The organism is Flagellimonas sp. CMM7 (assembly GCF_021390195.1).
Lineage (GTDB): Bacteria > Bacteroidota > Bacteroidia > Flavobacteriales > Flavobacteriaceae > Flagellimonas.
In genome coordinates, this window is record NZ_CP090003.1 from 3,535,536 (window position 1) to 3,554,772 (window position 19,237).

23 protein-coding genes are annotated in these 19,237 nt (G+C 36.5%); 8 read left to right on the forward strand and 15 right to left on the reverse strand.

Features of this window, described 5'->3' with window-relative positions; translation table 11 throughout:
• Nucleotides 1–5: 5 nt before the first annotated feature.
• A complete protein-coding gene (locus tag LV704_RS15860) occupies nt 6–1,217 on the reverse strand; it encodes an RsmB/NOP family class I SAM-dependent RNA methyltransferase (RefSeq protein WP_163422778.1) in 1,212 nt (403 codons plus the stop codon).
• Between the two features lie 72 nt (nt 1,218–1,289).
• Here LV704_RS15860 and LV704_RS15865 point away from each other — a divergent pair, with 72 nt between their 5' ends.
• Nucleotides 1,290–2,321 carry an oxidoreductase gene (locus LV704_RS15865; RefSeq protein WP_163422777.1) on the forward strand — a complete coding sequence of 344 codons (1,032 nt, stop codon included), beginning with the start codon at nt 1,290–1,292 and terminating at the stop codon, nt 2,319–2,321.
• 49 nt (nt 2,322–2,370) lie between these two features.
• Here the strand turns inward: LV704_RS15865 and LV704_RS15870 are convergent, their stop codons facing one another.
• The 8 genes from LV704_RS15870 to LV704_RS15905 form a co-directional block, all read right to left on the reverse strand.
• Nucleotides 2,371–2,721 (reverse strand): DUF6515 family protein, encoded by a 351-nt coding sequence (locus LV704_RS15870; RefSeq protein WP_163422776.1) that lies wholly within the window; start codon nt 2,719–2,721, stop codon nt 2,371–2,373.
• 110 nt (nt 2,722–2,831) lie between these two features.
• Nucleotides 2,832–3,275, reverse strand: a complete 444-nt coding sequence (locus LV704_RS15875; RefSeq protein ID WP_163422775.1) for a hypothetical protein — start codon at nt 3,273–3,275, stop codon at nt 2,832–2,834.
• Nucleotides 3,268–3,780: a hypothetical protein gene (locus LV704_RS15880; RefSeq protein WP_163422774.1), complete on the reverse strand. Its 513-nt coding sequence runs from the start codon at nt 3,778–3,780 to the stop codon at nt 3,268–3,270. The genes LV704_RS15875 and LV704_RS15880 overlap by 8 nt, the downstream gene beginning before the upstream one ends.
• A gap of 33 nt (nt 3,781–3,813) precedes the next feature.
• A complete protein-coding gene (locus tag LV704_RS15885; RefSeq protein WP_163422773.1) occupies nt 3,814–4,356 on the reverse strand; it encodes an RNA polymerase sigma factor in 543 nt (180 codons plus the stop codon).
• A 49-nt stretch (nt 4,357–4,405) separates the two neighbouring features.
• Nucleotides 4,406–6,232 carry an ABC transporter ATP-binding protein gene (locus tag LV704_RS15890; RefSeq protein WP_163422772.1) on the reverse strand — a complete coding sequence of 609 codons (1,827 nt, stop codon included), beginning with the start codon at nt 6,230–6,232 and terminating at the stop codon, nt 4,406–4,408.
• A 4-nt stretch (nt 6,233–6,236) separates the two neighbouring features.
• On the reverse strand, nt 6,237–7,943 hold the full coding sequence (locus LV704_RS15895) for a phospho-sugar mutase (RefSeq protein WP_163422771.1): 1,707 nt from the start codon (nt 7,941–7,943) through the stop codon (nt 6,237–6,239).
• 57 nt (nt 7,944–8,000) lie between these two features.
• Complete coding sequence (locus LV704_RS15900; protein ID WP_163422770.1) at nt 8,001–8,948, reverse strand: glycosyltransferase family 2 protein; 948 nt, start codon at nt 8,946–8,948, stop codon at nt 8,001–8,003.
• Nucleotides 8,949–8,989: 41 nt separating this feature from the next.
• On the reverse strand, nt 8,990–9,508 hold the full coding sequence (locus tag LV704_RS15905) for a DUF4199 domain-containing protein (RefSeq protein ID WP_163422769.1): 519 nt from the start codon (nt 9,506–9,508) through the stop codon (nt 8,990–8,992).
• Between the two features lie 163 nt (nt 9,509–9,671).
• Between LV704_RS15905 and LV704_RS15910 the strand changes: the two genes are divergently transcribed.
• A complete protein-coding gene (locus LV704_RS15910) occupies nt 9,672–9,941 on the forward strand; it encodes a type B 50S ribosomal protein L31 (protein ID WP_163422768.1) in 270 nt (89 codons plus the stop codon).
• A gap of 80 nt (nt 9,942–10,021) precedes the next feature.
• Nucleotides 10,022–11,197, forward strand: a complete 1,176-nt coding sequence (locus LV704_RS15915; RefSeq protein ID WP_163422767.1) for a GlmU family protein — start codon at nt 10,022–10,024, stop codon at nt 11,195–11,197.
• A gap of 9 nt (nt 11,198–11,206) precedes the next feature.
• Here LV704_RS15915 and LV704_RS15920 read toward each other — a convergent pair whose 3' ends face one another.
• Nucleotides 11,207–11,632 (reverse strand): helix-turn-helix domain-containing protein, encoded by a 426-nt coding sequence (locus LV704_RS15920; RefSeq protein WP_163422766.1) that lies wholly within the window; start codon nt 11,630–11,632, stop codon nt 11,207–11,209.
• Nucleotides 11,633–11,733: 101 nt separating this feature from the next.
• Here LV704_RS15920 and LV704_RS15925 point away from each other — a divergent pair, with 101 nt between their 5' ends.
• From LV704_RS15925 to mtaB, 3 genes are all read left to right on the forward strand, one after another.
• The gene (locus LV704_RS15925) at nt 11,734–12,030 is read left to right on the forward strand and encodes a DUF1330 domain-containing protein (protein WP_163422765.1); all 297 of its coding nucleotides are present in this window, start codon (nt 11,734–11,736) and stop codon (nt 12,028–12,030) included.
• Between the two features lie 17 nt (nt 12,031–12,047).
• Nucleotides 12,048–12,833, forward strand: coding sequence for an SDR family NAD(P)-dependent oxidoreductase (locus tag LV704_RS15930; RefSeq protein ID WP_163422764.1), 786 nt, complete (start codon nt 12,048–12,050; stop codon nt 12,831–12,833).
• A gap of 143 nt (nt 12,834–12,976) precedes the next feature.
• A complete protein-coding gene (gene mtaB, locus LV704_RS15935; RefSeq protein WP_163422763.1) occupies nt 12,977–14,305 on the forward strand; it encodes a tRNA (N(6)-L-threonylcarbamoyladenosine(37)-C(2))-methylthiotransferase MtaB in 1,329 nt (442 codons plus the stop codon).
• Nucleotides 14,306–14,351: 46 nt separating this feature from the next.
• Here mtaB and LV704_RS15940 read toward each other — a convergent pair whose 3' ends face one another.
• Nucleotides 14,352–14,645, reverse strand: coding sequence for a GNAT family N-acetyltransferase (locus LV704_RS15940; RefSeq protein WP_109662536.1), 294 nt, complete (start codon nt 14,643–14,645; stop codon nt 14,352–14,354).
• 162 nt (nt 14,646–14,807) lie between these two features.
• On the opposite strand from LV704_RS15940, the gene LV704_RS15945 reads away from it, so the two are divergent.
• Nucleotides 14,808–15,485, forward strand: coding sequence for an alpha/beta fold hydrolase (locus LV704_RS15945; protein WP_163422762.1), 678 nt, complete (start codon nt 14,808–14,810; stop codon nt 15,483–15,485).
• 34 nt (nt 15,486–15,519) lie between these two features.
• Nucleotides 15,520–16,479, forward strand: a complete 960-nt coding sequence (locus LV704_RS15950) for a lytic transglycosylase domain-containing protein (RefSeq protein ID WP_163422761.1) — start codon at nt 15,520–15,522, stop codon at nt 16,477–16,479.
• Nucleotides 16,480–16,663: 184 nt separating this feature from the next.
• Here LV704_RS15950 and LV704_RS15955 read toward each other — a convergent pair whose 3' ends face one another.
• Genes LV704_RS15955 through LV704_RS15970 form a run of 4 tightly spaced genes read right to left on the reverse strand, consistent with a single transcriptional unit; the run spans nt 16,664 to nt 19,197 of the window.
• Nucleotides 16,664–17,500 (reverse strand): NmrA family NAD(P)-binding protein, encoded by an 837-nt coding sequence (locus tag LV704_RS15955; protein ID WP_163422760.1) that lies wholly within the window; start codon nt 17,498–17,500, stop codon nt 16,664–16,666.
• A gap of 21 nt (nt 17,501–17,521) precedes the next feature.
• Nucleotides 17,522–18,076, reverse strand: coding sequence for an NADPH-dependent FMN reductase (locus tag LV704_RS15960; RefSeq protein ID WP_163422759.1), 555 nt, complete (start codon nt 18,074–18,076; stop codon nt 17,522–17,524).
• Nucleotide 18,077: 1 nt separating this feature from the next.
• A complete protein-coding gene (locus tag LV704_RS15965) occupies nt 18,078–18,533 on the reverse strand; it encodes a DoxX family protein (protein WP_163422758.1) in 456 nt (151 codons plus the stop codon).
• A 22-nt stretch (nt 18,534–18,555) separates the two neighbouring features.
• On the reverse strand, nt 18,556–19,197 hold the full coding sequence (locus LV704_RS15970) for a hypothetical protein (protein WP_163422757.1): 642 nt from the start codon (nt 19,195–19,197) through the stop codon (nt 18,556–18,558).
• Nucleotides 19,198–19,237: the final 40 nt, after the last annotated feature.

The window sequence follows — 19,237 nt, forward strand, 5'->3', positions numbered from 1 at the left end:
CAACATTACTTTCTTTTTAACAAGGCCATATAAAACCCATCGTAACCTCTTTCAGAGGCATAGATGTTTTGTTCTTTGACCAGTTCAAAAGCTTCACCGGATTCTGAATTTAAGAAAGTGTAAACTTGATCTGTATTCTCTTGCGGAAGAATGGAACAAGTAGCATATACCATTTGCCCATCTTTTTTGACCATTTTGCTGTAATTCTGAAGAATATCTTGTTGAATATCCATGATTCGGTCAATGAACTGAGGTTCCAGTTTCCATTTGGAATCTGGATTTCTTCTTATGACCCCCAATCCGGAACATGGTGCGTCTAACAACAACCTATCTGCACTATTATGTAGCTTTTTAATCACTTTTGTAGAATCTATAGCTCTAGTCTCTACATTATGGACGCCGTTTCGTCTTGTTCGTACTTTTAGCTTTTTCAGTTTACTTTCATAGATATCCAAAGCAATCAATTGTCCTTTGTTTTCCATTTGTGAGGCCAAATGCAAGGTTTTGCCTCCAGCACCTGCACAAGCATCAACCACTCTTTGACCTGGCTCAACCTCCAAAAATGGAGCAACCAATTGTGAAGAGGCATCTTGCACCTCAAAGAAACCATTTTTAAAAGCTTCCGTTGTAAACACGTTCTTGCGCTCCTTTAGTTTTAAAGCATCAGAGTATCCATCAACAGGAATCGTTTCAATTTCATTTTCTGCGAGTAATGCCTGTAATTGTGTTTTCTTGATTTTTAGAGTATTGGTTCTTAGGATTACCTCAGCTTGTTTATTAAGTGCTGCAATTTCTTTGGTCCATAGATTGTTTCCAAGGGCTTGCTCTCCAAGTTCATCCAACCAATCTGGTACTGATTCTCTGAACTTTCTTATTTTGGATAGTTCATCAAACTTACCTTTAATGCGTCGTTCCGGGGTTTCCTCCAATTGCTTCCAATCGGGTAAACGAATACCTTTTAAAACGCACCAAACGGCAAACAATCGAAACAAATTTGGCCGCGAATAGGGTTCGTGTACTTCTGCTATTTCAGTATACAAACGTTTCCAACGTACAATGTCATAGGTGGTTTCAGCAATGAAACCTCTATCTCGGGATCCCCAGCGTTTATCGTATCTCAATACTTTTTCAATGACCTTGTCTGCATATTCCTTCTCATTAAAGATTAGGTTCAAGGCATCTATAACGGCAAAGACAAGGTTTCTGTGTAAACGCATCCTGAAAATTTTAGGAATGCAAAGGTATGGTTTCTTATACGATTCCGATTACATTTGAAGAAACCTTATAAAATGACAAAAGCAGCCATAATTATTGCAGTAGTATTAGCAATTGGGTGTTCCTCCAAAGAGAAATCAGCCAATTATACAACCGTTGAAATAGAGACAATCTTCAGAGATTCGATAAGTATTAGGGCCATTGAGTTTTTAGATACCAAAACACTGGCATTTGCTGGAAGCAATGGGGTATATGGTTCTGTTGATACCAGAACAAATAAGGTTCGAACCAATATTCAAAAATTTGATTCCATATCTCCAGAATTTAGAGCTGTAGCTCACACAAAAACAGACTTTTTTATGCTTTCGGTAGCTAGTCCCGCTTTATTATATAAAACAGGAGAAAGTGGACAGATGGAATTGGTGTATAAAGAGGAAGGTGAAGGTGTTTTCTATGATGCTATGAAATTTTGGAACGATAGGGAAGGGATAGCAATAGGAGATAGCATGCAAGGGTGCCTATCTATAATCATAACTAGAGACGGAGGTAGTAGTTGGACCAAACTTTCTTGTAATGTTTTGCCAAAAGCAAAAGAGGGCGAAGGGGCATTTGCCGCAAGCAACACCAATATTGAAATTATTGGTGATAAGGTATGGGTAGTTTCCACTTCTGGTACTGTTTATTCTTCCTCAGATAAAGGCCATTCCTGGGGAGTACAACAAACACCAATATTGAGTGGAGAACCAACTGAAGGCATTTATTCTGTCGATTTTTATGATGAAAAATTGGGTTTTGCAATAGGAGGAGATTATTTAAAGCCTACGGCCAATGCAGAAAACAAAATTATAACTACTGATGGTGGAAAAAAATGGAATCTTATTGCAGATGGAAAGGAGCCGAGTTATAAAAGTTGCGTGCAATTTATTCCTAATTCTGGTGGAAAGGATATTGTTGCCGTTGGGTTTACAGGAATTTCATATTCAAATGATCAAGGGGAAACATGGAAACCATTGAGCGAAGAAGGTTTTTATACCATTCGCTTTTTGAATGATTCTGTAGCTTATGCTGCTGGGAAACATAAGATTGCAAGATTAGTGTTCAAATGAAAAAGCGACGATTTTATCGTCGCTCTTCAACAAAAAACAACCAAACCAACTAAACGTTTACCACTACGTAATTTCTACCAGTTTTCTTGTACCAGATACCTCTGTATTTATAGAGTTTTCTTCCATTGACCACAACAATTTTTCTGCTTCTAGGAAGTCTTTTTACTTTAATTCCTACTGGTGCAGCACATACAATGTAATTTTTGTTTCGTGCTTTATACCATACTCCGTCTGCGAAATAGAAATTAGTTTTATTATGGACAACTACTTTGGGTTTAGTGACCTTTGTTACGACCGTCCCATGTTTTGGGTATACGCGAACAACTGTTCGTTGTGCGTTTGTAATAAGCATACCACCTAAAAGTGCCATTGTAACCAATATTGTTTTTAAAGTTTTCATACTATTTGTTTTAATGGTTTTCTTGTAGTATGACTTTAGTATTGGAAGAAGGTTTAATTAGAAAAGGAGCCGAAAGGCTCCTTTTTAATGTATTTTATCGAGTTTTGGTTTTATCCACCACCCATTTTACGCTTTCTGTACTGCTGTAGCAATCGCTTTTTAAAATCTTCTTCTGCTTTTAGGAGCAGCAGGGTCTTTTTTGGTGGAATCACTTTTCTGATTTTTGCAATAAAATCTTTTTGTGCATCATACTTCTTTTTATGTAGCGCGATATATTTATCCAATAGTTCAGAAGTTTCTTCTTCAGACATACTTTCAAGTAGTGCGGCCTGTGATTTTAATTCTATCCGCTCATTACGCCTAATTCCTCCCAATATTTTTTCATGTTCATTATAAATAGGCCAAAACGATTGTGCTTCTTCGCTGGTCAGGTTCAATCGCTCTGTGATAAAAGCCACCTTTAATGTTTTTATGCGTTCCCTACCTGGGCCTTGGCCATAAAACCAAGTTGCGCTCATCATGAGCATGGATAGTATGAGTAGTCTTTTATTCATAATAGTTGTAATCTAAATTTAAATCCTCAATATCCTCTACATTTTCATCTAGATATTCAAGGATGTTTTCTTCTTCCAGAGTATTGTCTAATACATCATTTATTTCTAAACTATTTAAGGACACTACTTCTGCTATTTCGTAAGTGCTCAAATCAAGTTCTGTTGTTTCAAAATAGGCATCTATTTCTGTACTGGCCAAATCTTCAAATGTTATGGTTGTATCTGTTTTCCATGTTACGCCAAAAATCAAAATAAATATAGCAGCAATTGCTGCAGCACTGTAATAGAATTTTTTGTGGGATTTTAGTTGAACAACTTTCACCTCTTTTGGCTCCACCTTAAAAGAGTCAAAATACCCTTCCGGAACGCCAAAACCATCAGATTTTGGAATTATCGATTCTGCTTGTTCATTTTCTTCATCGTTAATTTTGTCCATGAGCCGCTCATGGAAACTGTCAAAGTAACCTTCAGGGGTTTTGAATTTATTTTTGTGGTCCTTTTTCATACTACTACTTTGACTTTTAAACACTTAAAAGGTTTAATCTGCCTTAAGATACGTTTCAATTTTCTTTACTGCCAAATGATATGAAGCCTTTAAAGCTCCTACTGATGTTTCCAAGACCTCTGAGATCTCCTCATATTTCATTTCTTGAAAGTATTTCATGGTAAACACCAATTTTTGCTTATCTGGAAGCGTAGCCATAGCTTGCTGCAATTTTAGTTGAATTTCATCACCTTCAAAATAAACATCGGATTGTAAATTCTGTACCAGTGAAACTCTTAGCTCTTCATCACTTATTCCCATTTTTTTTGACTTCTGTTTCAAAAAAGTCAGGGATTCATTGGTAGCGATACGATACATCCAAGAATACAGTTTGCTATCTCCTTTAAAACCTTCAATGTTTTTATACACTTTTATAAAGGTATTTTGTAGCACATCATCCGCATCGTCATGATTCAGAACAATTCTTCGTATATGCCAATACAAACGCTCTTTGTAAGTGTTTACCAACACTTCAAAGGCCTTTGCTTGGCTTTTTTTTTGTTTTAGTTTGTCGACTAAGGCTTCCTCAGCAATCAATTGTTCTTACAATTTGGTGCTTTGACTCTGTTTTTATGAAAAGGTTTAACTATACAGTAAAAGACTGCATTTCAACCAGTTTTTTGTAGCCTTTTTTAGATTTCATGAGCTCGTCATGTGTACCTTGCTCCACAATTTTTCCTTTACTGAGCACAACTATGGAATCCGCATTTTGAATGGTGGAAAGTCTATGTGCAATAACTATGGAGGTTCTGTTCTGCATCATTTTTTCCAATGCATCTTGCACCAAACGTTCACTTTCGGTATCCAAGGCTGAAGTAGCTTCATCCAAAATCATAATGGGAGGGTTCTTCAGTACTGCCCTTGCAATGGAAAGTCTTTGTTTTTGGCCACCACTTAATTTATTACCGCTATCTCCTATATTGGTATTATAACCATTTGGAAGCTCCATAATATAATCGTGGGCATTGGCAACTTTGGCTGCCGCTATAATTTCATCATCCGTTGCGCCTTCTTTTCCTAGACCAATATTGTTTTTGACGGTATCATTGAACAAAATGGAATCTTGAGTTACTAGTCCCATTAAGCCACGAAGCGATTTTTTAGTGATATCCTTGATATTTGTATTATCTATTAAGATTTCCCCTTCGTTTACATCATAAAAACGAGTAACCAAATTGGCTATGGTACTTTTTCCACTACCTGATTGCCCCACAAGTGCTACGGTATGTCCTTTTTTAACTTTGAGGTTAAATCCTTCCAGAACATAGTCATCTTCATACTTGAATGAAATATCTTTTATGGCAATATCACCTGTAAAATCTGTTTTCTCAATTGAATTTTTGCTGTCGGCAATTGGATTTTCAGATTCCAATATTTGCAAAACCCTTTCTGCAGCTGCATTCCCTTTCTTAACAGCATAGGATGCTTTGCTAATTGCTTTTGCTGGTGTTAAAATATTATAGGCAAGACCCATATAGGCAATAAAAGATGAGGCATCTAGGTTTTTTTCAATTAAAACCATTCGACCTCCAAACCATAGAAGTATTCCTATGACGAGAATACCTAAAAATTCACCTGTAGGAGATGCCAAATTTTGCCTGTTCAATAATGTATTGGAGAATTTAAAGAACCGATTAGTAGATTTTTTAAAGGTGCTGAAAAACCTAGATTCAGCATTAAAAGCTTTAATGACCCTTAAACCTCCAAGGGTTTCTTCTACTATGGAAAGAAATTCCCCTTGTTCTTTTTGCACTTTGTCAGATTTCCTTTTTAGAGATTTTCCAATTCTTGAAATTAGCATACCTGCAATTGGGATAAAGACAAAAACAAAAATGGTCAACTTTACACTGATTAAAAACATTACAATAATCGTGAAAAGGATGGTAAGTGGCTCTCTTACAATTAATTCTAAAATGGAGAGAAACGAATGTTGAATTTCCAGTACATCTGACGTTATTCTGGCAATTGTATCTCCTTTCCTTTTTTCAGAAAAATAGGAGATGGGCAAATCAACTATTTTTTTATACATTTTATTTCTAATGTCCTTTAATGCTCCATTTCGTAAGAAGGTGATAAAGTACATTGCCAAGTAGTTGAAAATGTTTTTAAGTAAGAAAAGAGCTAGTACCAAACCAACAACCAATACAAGACCTTTCATTGGCTCATCACCAGAATATTGGGTTACTTGATAGTTCATGTACTCCATGAAATAATCTTTAGCTTTTCCTATGCCTTCAAAAACTGGAGGTTCGTTCATTTGTTTGGTTTTGTCAAACAACACATTCAGCATTGGAATCAACGCTGCAAAGGAAAGCGCACTGAAGAGTGCATAAAGAATATTGAAAAATATGTTCAGAAATCCGTATTTGCGATAGGGTATAGCAAACTGGAGAATCTTTTTAAAGTAATTCATTCACCTATAAATTCAGTTCGGAAAGAATACCATCAATTTTGGTATCCAGCTGCGAATTTACGGATTTATAATCCTCCGCTTTTTCTAATTTGGTATTTGTGCTAATGTAAAACTTAACCTTAGGTTCGGTACCGCTGGGTCTTGCAGCTATTCGGGTGCCGTCTTCAGTTTCGTAGATCAATACATTGGATTTTGGCAAGTTAATTGCCTTTTCTTCGCCAGTAAGGACGTTTTTAGCAATTGAAGTATTGTAGTCTTCTATCCAAATTACTTTTGAACCTTGAACGGATTCAACTGGGTTTTCCTTAAAATCAACTAACATTTGTTTGATCTCTTCTGCGCCGCTAATTCCTTTTTTGGTCAAGGAAATCAATTTCTCTTTATAAAATCCAAAGTCGACATAGGCGTCTATTAAATTCTTGTAAAATGAACTTCCGTTCGCTTTGGCATCAGCAGCAATTTCACAAGCCAATAGGGTAGAGGTTACAGCATCTTTGTCCCGCACAAAATCACCAACCATATATCCAAAACTCTCTTCTCCACCTCCAATAAAAGTTGAATCAGGAAAATCCTTGATCATTTTGCCTATCCACTTAAAGCCTGTCAAAGCAGTTTTAAACTCAACTCCATAGGCTTTTGCCATTTGTTCCATCATTGGTGTGGAAACTATTGTGGTAGCAATGAATTCATTACCCTTGAATCCGTTTTCCTTGTATTTATCCAAAAGGAACTTGGTCATCAACACCATGGTCTGGTTTCCATTGAGCAATTCTATTTTCCCCTCCAAATTTCTTACGGCAATCCCTAATCGGTCACTATCAGGATCCGTGCCCACAACCATGTCTGCACCAATTTCCTCCGCTTTTTTAATGGCCATTTCCAGCGCTTCAGGCTCTTCGGGGTTGGGAGATTTTACCGTAGGGAAGTTGCCATCTGGCGTTGCCTGTTCTTCAATAATAGTCACGTTTTTATAACCGGCACGTTTTAAAACCTCTGGAATTGCTGTTATAGAAGTTCCATGAAGTGAAGTGAAGACAATTTTGAAGTTGTCTTTCTCTTTAGCGTTAAAACTTCCTTTACTTACAGATGCTTTAAAAAAGGCTTCATCTACGTCTTTATCAATTAATTTGATAAGACTTTCATTAGCTTCAAAATTGATGTCCTCAAAAGAGAGCGAATTAATTTCAGCTATAATCTCACCATCTTGAGGAGGTACTATTTGCCCGCCATCAGTCCAATATACTTTATATCCATTATATTCTGGTGGATTATGAGAAGCAGTCAAGACAATCCCAGCGTGACAATTCAAATGCTTTACTGCAAATGAAAGTTCTGGAGTGGTTCGTAATTCTGAAAACAGGAAAACCTTGATTCCGTTTGCGGATAAGATTTCAGAAACTGTTCTTGCCAAGGTATCTGAATTGTGCCTGCAATCATATGCGATCACAACCTTGACCTCCTCTGTAGGGTATGTTCTTTTTAGATAATTACCCAAGCCTTGTGTGTTTTTTCCTAGCGTATATTTGTTGATCCTATTGGTTCCAACACCCATCATACCCCGCATTCCACCAGTACCAAATTCTAAATCCTTGTAGAATCGTTCCTTTAGTTCCTCTGTATCGTTTTCAATAAGGTTTTGAATTTCTTTCTTGGTCTCAGAATCGAAAAAATCGGTTAGCCAAGTCTGTGCGGTTGAGCGAATGGAATCCATATAATATAGCTAAGTTTTATGCTTTTAAAAGTACGAAGAATCTGTATTTGATGCCTGCTAAATATTAATTTTATTGGAGATAGTGTAGCGGGTATCGTTTTTTCTAGAGCGTACCAGAATCTCACCTAAAAAACCAGCTAAAAAGAACTGTGTTCCAATTATCATGGCGGTCAATGCAATATAGAATTGCGGACGTTGTGTAATCAATCTTCCGGTGGGGTTTAAAAATAATTTGTCTACACCTAAATATATGGAGAACCCAAGGCCAACTATAAACATAAGCACGCCCAAGGCACCAAAGAGGTGCATAGGTTGTTTTCCAAATTTTGAAACAAACCAGATGGTAATTAAATCTAGAAATCCATTAATGAAACGTTCAGCTCCAAATTTGGTAGTTCCATATTTTCTTGCTTGATGCTGCACAACTTTCTCTGTGATTTTAGAAAAACCAGCATTTTTAGCTAGTACTGGAATGTAGCGATGCATATCTCCTGAAACTTCAATGCTTTTTACCACATCATTTTTAAATGCCTTTAGTCCACAATTAAAATCGTGCAGTTTTACACCGGATGTTCTTCTAGCTGCCCAGTTGAAGAGTTTTGAGGGCATGTTTTTGGTGATAATGGAATCATAACGCTTCTTTTTCCATCCAGATACAACATGGTTACCATCTTCCTTAATTAACTTATACAACTCTGGAATCTCTTCTGGGTTATCTTGTAAATCTGCATCCATGGTAATGACTACATCACCTTGAGCGGCTTTAAAACCTGCATGCAGGGCTTGGGATTTTCCAAAATTTTTCAAAAATTGAATCCCTTTTATATGGTTATTTTTTGCAGAAAGTTCCTCAATGGTTTTCCAAGAACCGTCAGTGCTGCCATCATCAATAAAAATGACCTCATATAAAAAATGATTGGACTGCATAACTTTTGCAATCCAATCATGGAGTTCTATAAGTGATTCTTGTTCGTTAAGTAAAGGGATTACAATGGAAATTTGCATTGTTCATTTCTGGAATTCCCTTCAAAAATAGTATTTTTTGTTTAGTATGCGGGTTTGGCTTTTTTCAGAATTAAACCACTAATCAATCCTAAAACAAGTCCAATTAGGATGTTTAATATCAAAAGAACAGGATATCCCATCCACCAGAACTTTAAGCTCTGGTCTTTTTGTACATTAAATTGTTCTTGGGTAATTTCCCCACTTTCCAGCGCCGGACCTAAGCGTGCATCCATGATTTTGGAAGGTGCATCTGGGTCTATTGCGTTTACTAAGACAAGATTGTATACTATTGCAATAATTGCAGATATTAATGCAATGCCAGCGCCAATTTTTAAAGCTTGGCTAAGGGTCAAAAAACCTTCATTGGCTTTTCTAAAGTTAGAAATACCAATAAAAGTAACGATTGCAGCAAGTACAATACCAATGATCATAAGTGCGGGACTTTGTGAAGTGTGCATGTCTTGAGTATATAGCATTATTCCAAATACCACTGATACCAATCCCAGTATTAGGCCATAGTTAAGGGAAAATTTTCCCGTTTTTGGTTGATTTTCTTCCATTTTATTTAAAATTTATTGTTGATTGTAGCTTGTTAGTGAGTAACATAAAAGTTTTGTTACACTCAAAGGTATATTTTTTCTTTTTCACCATAATTAGGTTGGAATTATCAAAGAAATTATTAAATTTGCACCTCGAAAATTCTGAGATTTAAGTTTTAAGACGATGAGAAAAGGTATACACCCAGAAAATTATAGATTGGTAGCTTTTAAAGATATGTCCAATGATGATGTATTTCTTACAAAATCTACTGCGGAAGCTAAAGAGACTATCACTGTTGATGGCGTTGAGTATCCTTTAGTAAAATTGGAGATATCTAGAACTTCTCACCCATATTACACAGGTAAAACCAAATTGGTCGATACTGCTGGTAGAATTGATAAGTTCAAGAACAAATACAAGAAATTCAGCAAAGAGGATAAAAGCGAAGAATAAGCAATTTCTCTTAATAATATGGAACGCCTCTGATAATTGTCAGAGGCGTTTTTTATTTTTACACCATTCAAACTACAACCATGAACTATATACTTTCTGATGGACCTCAAAGAAAATCACTGCTTCCTTTTACGTTTACCAGGCCTGTCGCGGAAATTAGAATAGGAATCTTGACCATTAAGGAAAAATGGGAAAAGTACCTGAATGCGGAAATTAGTTTTAAGACAGAGGAGTATTTATCTGAGAAGTATCCAATGACGGAAGCCGCAGATAACGTTGTTATTATCGCATCTTATTTGCCTAACCCACAACTTTTGGAAACCATACGTTCTTTAAAGGAAGGGGATGCAATTTTTCATGAGGACAAAGTAGTAGCGTATAACACCAAGAATCCAAAAGATGATGTTGATTTTTCTGAATATACCATTGTAAAATACGCAGGAGATATACTCACTGTAGACCATACTTGGGATATCTTTTCTAAGAATGGAGAAGCTTTACAAGCTGATTTTAATTTAATTACGAAAGGCCGAAAAAGTGCCCCAATTTCTGATACCAATAGATTAACCTGTCCTGAAAACATTTTTTTGGAAGAAGGAGCAAAAGTGGAGCATAGTATTCTAAATGCAACCAAAGGACCAATTTACATTGGCAAAAATGCGGAGATTTGGGAGGGTTGCATGGTTCGCGGTGCATTGGCTTTATGTGATAATGCAGTGGTAAAAATGGGTGCTAAAATGTATGGACCAACCACTATTGGGCCTTACGGAAAGGTTTGTGGTGAAGTTAACAACTCTGTTATTTTTGGATACTCCAGCAAAGGGCATGATGGTTACCTAGGAAATGCAGTATTGGGTGAATGGTGCAATATTGGCGCGGATTCTAACAACTCCAATTTAAAGAACAATTATGCCAAGGTGCGTTTATGGAACTATGCAACAGAAAAATTTGATCATACAGGCTTGCAGTTTTGTGGACTAATGATGGGTGATCATAGTAAAACAGCTATTAATACCATGTTCAATACGGGAACAGTAATAGGCGTAAACGCTAATATTTATGTTCCTGGATTTCCAAGAAACTTTGTTCCTAGCTTTAGTTGGGGCGGAGCTTCTGGCTTTAGTACTTACATGCCAAAAAAAGCCTTTGAGGCAGCAGCAGTAATGATGGAACGTAGAGGGGTTGAATTTGACGATAAAGAGGCACGTATCTTAGAGCACGTATTTGAGTTGACCAAAAAGTGGAGGAATTATTAAGTATATAATTTAATTTTCGGAAACAGCTTCAAACTCTTTTAAAAGGGCTTTACTCATTTTATCCTGTAAATCTTCACCCCCTTTTATAAGTTCTGATACGTGTGCTCTATCTTTTTCAGAAACTTTTCTATGATTTAAACTCCACTCAGACATTGCTATCATAATAGGCATTAAATCAATACCTACTTTGGTTAATGTGTATATGTTTTTTTGTTTGTGCTTAGCATCTTTTGTTTTAATAACAATTCCTGACTCCTCTAGTTTATTAAGCCTGTCTGTTAAAATATTGCTGGCAATTTTTTCATCAGATTCTCTTATCTCATTAAAGTATCGTTTCCCGTCAAACATAATATCCCTTATGATTAACAAGGTCCATTTGTCCCCAAACACTTCAAGGTATTGATTTATTGGGCATGATGATTTCAATTCTTTCATATTAAGTTTTATATTAAAACTAGTTGCAAAATAAAATTAGTTTAATATATTTGAGCAGTTGTTTTTTGCAACTAGTCAAATATACATTAAAATTCACTTTGATGAACAGAGGGTATCTGATTGAAAATTATACCGTAATAGATAAGGAGAATTATATTCCTCCTGTAAAAACGATAAACGGAATACTGGAAAAGTTTAATGGGAAATTCTTAGTGGCAACACCAAAATCTAAAACCTTACATGGCAATCCGTTAGAGGTGGTCGTAGTTATAGAGTTTGAATCTGTTGAGAAGGCTCAAGAGTTCTATAATTCTAAGGATTATGAAGAGTACAAAAGCCTATATGAAAACACTACTCAAGGTTGGATAAGTTTAGCACCAGAATATTTAAAAAAGTAAAATCAAAACTCAATTATATGGATAATCAATTATTAAAGAATAAGAATGCACTTGTTTTTGGAGCTAAGGGAGCTACGGGACTACAAGTGTCAAAAGCATTAAAAATGCAAGGAGCCACTATTTATATGTCGGACATTAATGTAAATGGTATTGCAGAAGAATCGGAATTGGGCCAAGTGCGAAAGTTAGATACTTTGGACGAGGAAGCTGTTTTACAGTATTTTGACTGGTTTAAAAAGGAAGATATAAATGTTGATATTGTCATTAACTTAAGTGCTTCAAACCCTGCTGAATACAATCATGGCAAGCCTGCAATGGAAGTATCTTTAGAGCAGTTTATGATGCCTTTGAAATCTACAACAGCCTGCCAATTTCTTACTGCAAAAGCTGCTTACCCAATAATGTCCAAACAAGGGCAAGGAGTTATCATTTTCATCACTTCTACTTTAGCTAAAGTAGGCTCTCCATGGAGTCCTGCCTTAACAGCATCCCATGCCGCTACGGAAGGTTTGTTGAAAAGTCTGGCTAACGAATGGGGACCAGAAGGAGTAAGGGTAATTGGCGTAAGAACGGAAGCCATGCCAGACTCCCCTACAATTGATTACACTTTTACTACTATGGGTTTAAACATGGGAATGAGCAGAGATGAAATGCAGCAATTTATAGTAGAAAACAAAACGGCCATGAAAAAACTTCCTTCCACAGAAAATACGGCAAACGTTGTAGTTTTAGCAGCATCTGAACTAGCAAGCCATATGACTGGAACTATCATGAACCAATCCGTGGGGCACATTTTAGAGTAGTTGCCTAATTATATTTTTAATGTTTAAGATATGGTATCGATTTAACACTAAGACAAGTTCGGCACGGGCAAGTTACATAGACCAATAACCAAAAATCAAATCAATTTAGTACCTTTGCAGCCCTTAAAATCAAGGGTTTACTCATGAACAAAAAAGTCGCCTTTTACACACTTGGTTGTAAACTAAATTTCTCCGAGACCTCTACCATTGCAAGAAGTTTTGAAGGGGAAGGTTTTGATAGGGTAGACTTTTCAGAAAAGGCGGATATCTACGTAATCAATACATGTTCTGTTACTGAAAATGCCGATAAACGTTTTAAAACAATTGTAAAACAAGCTCAAAAAAGCAACTCAGATGCCTTTACAGCTGCTGTTGGTTGCTATGCGCAACTAAAGCCAGAGCAATTGGCTGCGGTGGATGGTGTGGATTTAGTGCTTGGAGCAACAGAAAAATTTAAGATTACCGACTATCTTAACGATCTTACTAAAAATGATAGGGGAGAGGTTCATTCCTGCGAGATAGAAGATGCTGATTTTTATGTAGGCAGTTATGCCATTGGAGACAGAACCAGGGCCTTTTTAAAAGTTCAAGATGGTTGCGACTATAAATGTACCTATTGCACTATCCCTTTGGCCAGAGGTATTTCTCGTAGCGATACTTTACAGAATGTATTACAGAATGCTACTGAAATAGCTACTAAGGGCATTAAAGAAATTGTACTTACCGGGGTTAATATTGGAGACTATGGTAAGGGAGAGTTTGGGAACAAAAAACACGAGCATACCTTCTTGGATTTGGTAAAGGCTTTGGATGAAATAGAAGGAATTCATCGTTTAAGAATATCATCAATTGAACCCAATCTTTTAAAAAATGAAACAATAGATTTTGTTTCCAAAAGCAATTCTTTTGTACCCCATTTTCATATTCCCTTGCAGAGCGGTAGTGATGATGTTTTGAAGTTGATGAGGCGTAGGTACCTATCCAATCTATATATTGATAGGGTAAGTAGAATTAAGCGGACTATGCCACATGCTTGCATTGGAGTAGATGTTATTGTTGGTTTTCCAGGGGAAACAGATGAGCATTTCTTGGAAACCTATCATTTTCTAAATGAGCTGGATATTTCCTATTTACATGTCTTCACCTATTCTGAAAGAGATAATACGTTAGCAGCAGAAATGGAAAACGTGGTTCCAAAAAATATCAGAAGCAAACGAAGTAAAATGCTGCGTGGACTTTCGGCAAAAAAGCGAAGAGCTTTTTATGAGAGTCAAATTGGGAGTGTGCGCACTGTTTTGTTTGAAGGCGAAAACAAGTCAGGTTACATTCACGGTTTTACAGAGAATTATGTGAAAGTAAAGGCACCGTGGAATCCAGAATTGATCAATACACTGCATGAAGTGGAACTCACCAAGATAGATGAAGATGGATTGGTGCGTTTTGAATTTGTTTCAGATAAAATTTTGGCATAAAAAAAACCTCTCGGTTGAGAGGTTTTTATAAATCTTACTTTTTTAATTAGATGCGTATTCCAACAGGAAGCATCTCTTTATACTGTCTGTTCTTTCTTAAAAAACCTGCAATGTGTGGGCTAGTAGGAACAACCCTCAAGTTTTTCTCTTGTATTTGATGTAAAACGGCTTTGATAAAAGTTTCTTTAAAGCCTTCTTGTGTAATTTCTTCAGGAATTACAAGTTTGGTCAAAAATACTTTGCGTTCTTGTGAAGAGTACTCAATTTTAGCTAAATGCCCATTCAACTTAGTTTCAAATTGGCGCAAGAAACTATTGTCATTAACTTCCATTTCTGTCATATAGAATTATTTTAAAATTGACATTGTCTAATTACCGAAGTGGTAATTCTATTGTTCCCATTTAAGATGCATATGTAATATTAAGTGGGGCTAATTGCAAAAGGGACACAAAATTAGTCAAAAATTTGCTAATTTCCTAGCCTAATCGATATTCGGTGAGAAATGCCCGACAACAAAATACATGTATACCTTATACCAGGAATGGCTGCCAACTCATCCATATTTGATGGAATAAAATTGCCTTCTGAAATTTTTGAAACCCATAAATTAGAATGGTTCATTCCCAAAAAAGGAATGCCCTTTGAAGCATATGCCAAAGAAATGGCCTTGAACATCGTTCATGAAAACCCAGTATTGCTCGGAGTGTCATTTGGAGGTCTTTTGGCCCAAGAGATTGCAAAGCACAGGAAGGTGTCTAAAATTATAGCGGTCTCGTGTGTTAAAAAGAGCAGTGAACTACCCAAGAGGATGATTTTTGCCAAGTATACCAAGGTGCATAAATTGTTACCTACAGGCTTGGTAAACAATGTGGAACTATTGGCCAAATATGCTTTTGGCGAAACGGTTACCAAGCGTTTAGAACTTTATGAAAAATACCTGTCCGTCAGAGATAAACAGTATATAGATTGGGCCATTGACAATATTGTAAGCTGGGAGCAAACCATTCCTCCAAAAAACCTTGTTCATATTCAAGGTGAAAAAGATGCTGTATTTCCAATAGCGAACATTAAAGATTGTATTCCTGTTAAAAATGGAACCCATGCCATGATAATTCACAGGGCAAAGTGGTTTAATGAGAACCTGTCGGCAATTATTTTAGAAGAAGGTAGTTCTATATAGTATCTTTACATAACATACATATAGAAGGGATAGCATGAAACACATAAAAAATATATTAGCAGTTATAGGATTAGTCGTGGTTGTTGGCAGTCTTATTTTCGCCGTACAATCTGCTCCAGAAGATAAAATGGAAAAGACGGAAGTTGCCGATGTTGAAAAAAATATCTCGGACGGGTATAAAATAAGCGCAATTGAAATTCCAGAAGATTTAAATTTTGCAGGGGAGCCGGTACCTTTTGAAGACCCGGAAGTTATGGAGAGAGTAGATCGGGAGTTTTTGGTGAATACCTATTGGCAATCCAATGCGTTGCTGTTAATGAAACGTGCCAATAAATATTTCCCCATTATAGAACCAATTCTAGCAAAAAATGGAGTCCCGGACGATTTTAAATACTTGGCCGTTGCAGAAAGTGCGCTGATTGATGTTGCCTCACCCAAAGGTGCCGCGGGAATGTGGCACTTTATGAGAGCAACCGGCAAAGAATATGGATTAGAGGTAAATGCCAATGTTGATGAGCGGTATCATATTAGAAAGTCTACACAAGCAGCTTGTGACTATATCAACAAATGGAAAAAACGTTTTGGTACATGGACCCTCACTGCTGCAACATACAATGCAGGTCCGGGTGGGGTTAGAAAATATATGAACATTCAAAAAGTGGATAACTACTATGATCTTCTGTTAGGTCAGGAAACAGGGCGTTATGTTTTTAGGATTTTGGCACTTAAGGAAATCCTTTCTAATCCCGATAAGTATGGTTTTGATGTGGAGAAAGATGACTTCTATAAAGCAGTGCCCACATTTACGGTTGAAATTGACAAACCAGTTGCCAGTTGGGCGGATTTTGCCAAGGAATATGAAATCAATTACAAAATCTTGAAGAGGCACAATCCTTGGTTGCGCGAACCGCATTTGAACAATGCTTCTGGTAAAAAGTATGTGATTGAAATTCCTAATAAAGGGTATTACCGCAACACTAGCGCAGGTCAATAGTTTTATCAGACAATTATATTTTAAAACACAATTTTTTTGAGATTTCACTTATCGGTCTCGTGTATGAGTTGTAGTGGATTTTATGCAACTGCTTTCGGGATAACAATATACCTTAAATAAAAGAAAAACGGTTTAAGTTTTCACCTAAACCGCTATTACTTATACAAGTTGTTGGCAATAGTTATTAGACGCTCACTTGATGCCAAATCCCTGTTGCAGCAGTTTCTTTAGCATAAGTTTCAAAATCCTTAGCTGGTCTACCTAACACTTTAGCCACATCATCAGAAACTTCTTGGTTATCCGGGTTTCCTAATACTTCCTGGAATAAATACCCAAAGAGCCACACATAAGAATCTGGCAATCCTGCCTTTCGCATTCCATCTTTGAATTCGTCAACAGAAATGGGTATAAATTGAATCGTTTTTATTGACGCTTCAGCCATAATTTCAACCACTTCTTTAAATGTTCTTTTTTGTGGTCCAGTAACAGTTATGGTCTTTCCATTATACGAATCATCGATTAGTACTTTAGACACTACATCGGCAATATCATCTGCGTCCACAAATGGAATTTCCGCCTCTGGCATTGGCAGTGCAACTACACCATCTAATACAAAATCTAAAAATGCCCCTTCACTAAAGTTTTGATTAAACCACGAAGCTCTAACCAAGGTGTAATTTAAGCCTGAATTGGCAACGATATCCTCACAAGCTTCGGCTTCAGTTTCTCCTTTGCCAGAAAGCAATACAACTTTCTCCAATCCCGCTTCTAACGCTTTTTTAGTAAGTGTTGTAACTGCATCTCTAGATCCAGGAACAGCCAAATCCGGATAGTAAACAATATATGCTCTGTAAATATCCTTTAATGCGCCTGCATAGGTGTCTTGGTTTTCCCAATCAAAAGCTGGTTCTGTTCTTCTTCCCACAACACGTACGTTGTGTCCTAGCTGTGTTAATTTTTTGGCTACTCGACGGCCTGTTTTACCTGTTCCTCCTATTACTAAAATGTTTTGTGAATTCATATTTTTAAAGTTTTAAAGTTTCTAATTATTCTGTTTTTGATTTTTACTCAATTGCAGTTCGAAACCCTGAATTTTTTGAGCTAATTCTTCTTTTAAGTTCTCATTAGAAATACCTTCCTCAGAGAAATTGTCAAAGAAACTAGGCAAGGAAAAATTCCCAACGACATTAGCACCTAAGAAAGGAAAGTAGTTAACAGCACCCTGTAATACAGTGGCGCCACCACGACCACCAGGTGAGGTTGCCATTAAGAGTGCGGGTTTCTCTCGCCATACTTTCATATTCGCGCGAGACAACCAGTCTAATATGTTTTTAAATACCGCTGTATAGGTTCCATTGTGTTCTGCTAATGCAATTATAAATCCATCGGCTTTATCAAATAATTCATTGAGTCTTTTAACAGCTGTTGGAATGCCATTTTCTTCTTCAAAATCAACTCCGTAAATAGGCAGCACATAATCGTTTAAGTCGATATAAATTAGTTCTACATTTTCCAACAAACCAGAAGTGTAGGATAGCAACCTTTTGTTAATAGAGTTCTGACTATTAGTTCCTGCTATTGTGATGATTTTTTTCATGTTATTTGTTTTTTGAGATTAAACCGTGTATCGACCATTTGCCGCTTCCATTAACTACAATACTTAATGCAAGACCAATAACTAGAAGCGAGAATTCGTAACCTTCACCTGCTTGATTTCCATACCAATTCATAAAAAAACCGTGTTCAAGTTGTGTAGTGATAATGATCCCTGTAAACATGCCCGCAAGTGATAAGGCCCAAAATCTGGAGAAGAATCCAAAAACTAATGAAATAGAGCCGAAAAACTCAATTATTATTACTGAGAAGGCAACAATAGCGGGTAAACCTATTTGGGTAGTCAATACGTCCATTGTTGAGGAATAGCCATAACCACCAAAGAGTCCTAATAATTTCTGTGCTCCATGTGGAAAGATGACCAAGCCTAGCGTCCATCGTGCGATACTAAACCCAATATTTGGATTTGTTTTTAAAATTTCTTTTACTGAATTTTTCATAATGTTTAAGATTTAAAATTGTTTATAGAGTTTTACGATAATAGATTCCGAAAGCTATTTTTTCGATAGGTTGAGGTCCAAACTGATCAAAATCTATACCTAGACCAACCTGATGTTGATAAATAGAAACTCCAACTCTCAATTGTTGAAAGCTTCTTGAATGCTGGTAAAATTCATTCCAAATGGTTAATAACTGGCCGTTTAACCAGAGTGATATGTTGTCGTTTAGAGGTTTGTTATATTGAATTTGTACAAATACTTCTGCGTAGCTAGCATCAGTTTGCTCAGAGTATGCAACTGTTGGTATTAATACGAAGATTAGGCGTGAACTTTTGAATGTGTACTTTGCTGATAACCGCTCAGAAAAGCCAGCAAAGCTGTTATAGTATATGGAAGTACCCAAGGCAATATTTTTGGTAATATTCCAAAACAAGGTGGGTTGTATACCAATCTCATCAAATTCTTGGTTTTCCTTTTTAAACTTTTGGAAGAAAGTCAGGGTATTTAGGTTTAGTGTTTGGCTTTTATTTATGTGATAGTTAGAGAATAAAGTAAAGTCAGTTTTATCAAATCCTGAGAACAACTCTACTTGCGTAAACTGTGCTTGTAAAGGATTTATAAATCCAATGATTAAATAAGAACTGAAGATGATTATTCTTTTCATGCTTCAAAATTCCGACGGGAACACATGAAAAAAAATGAAC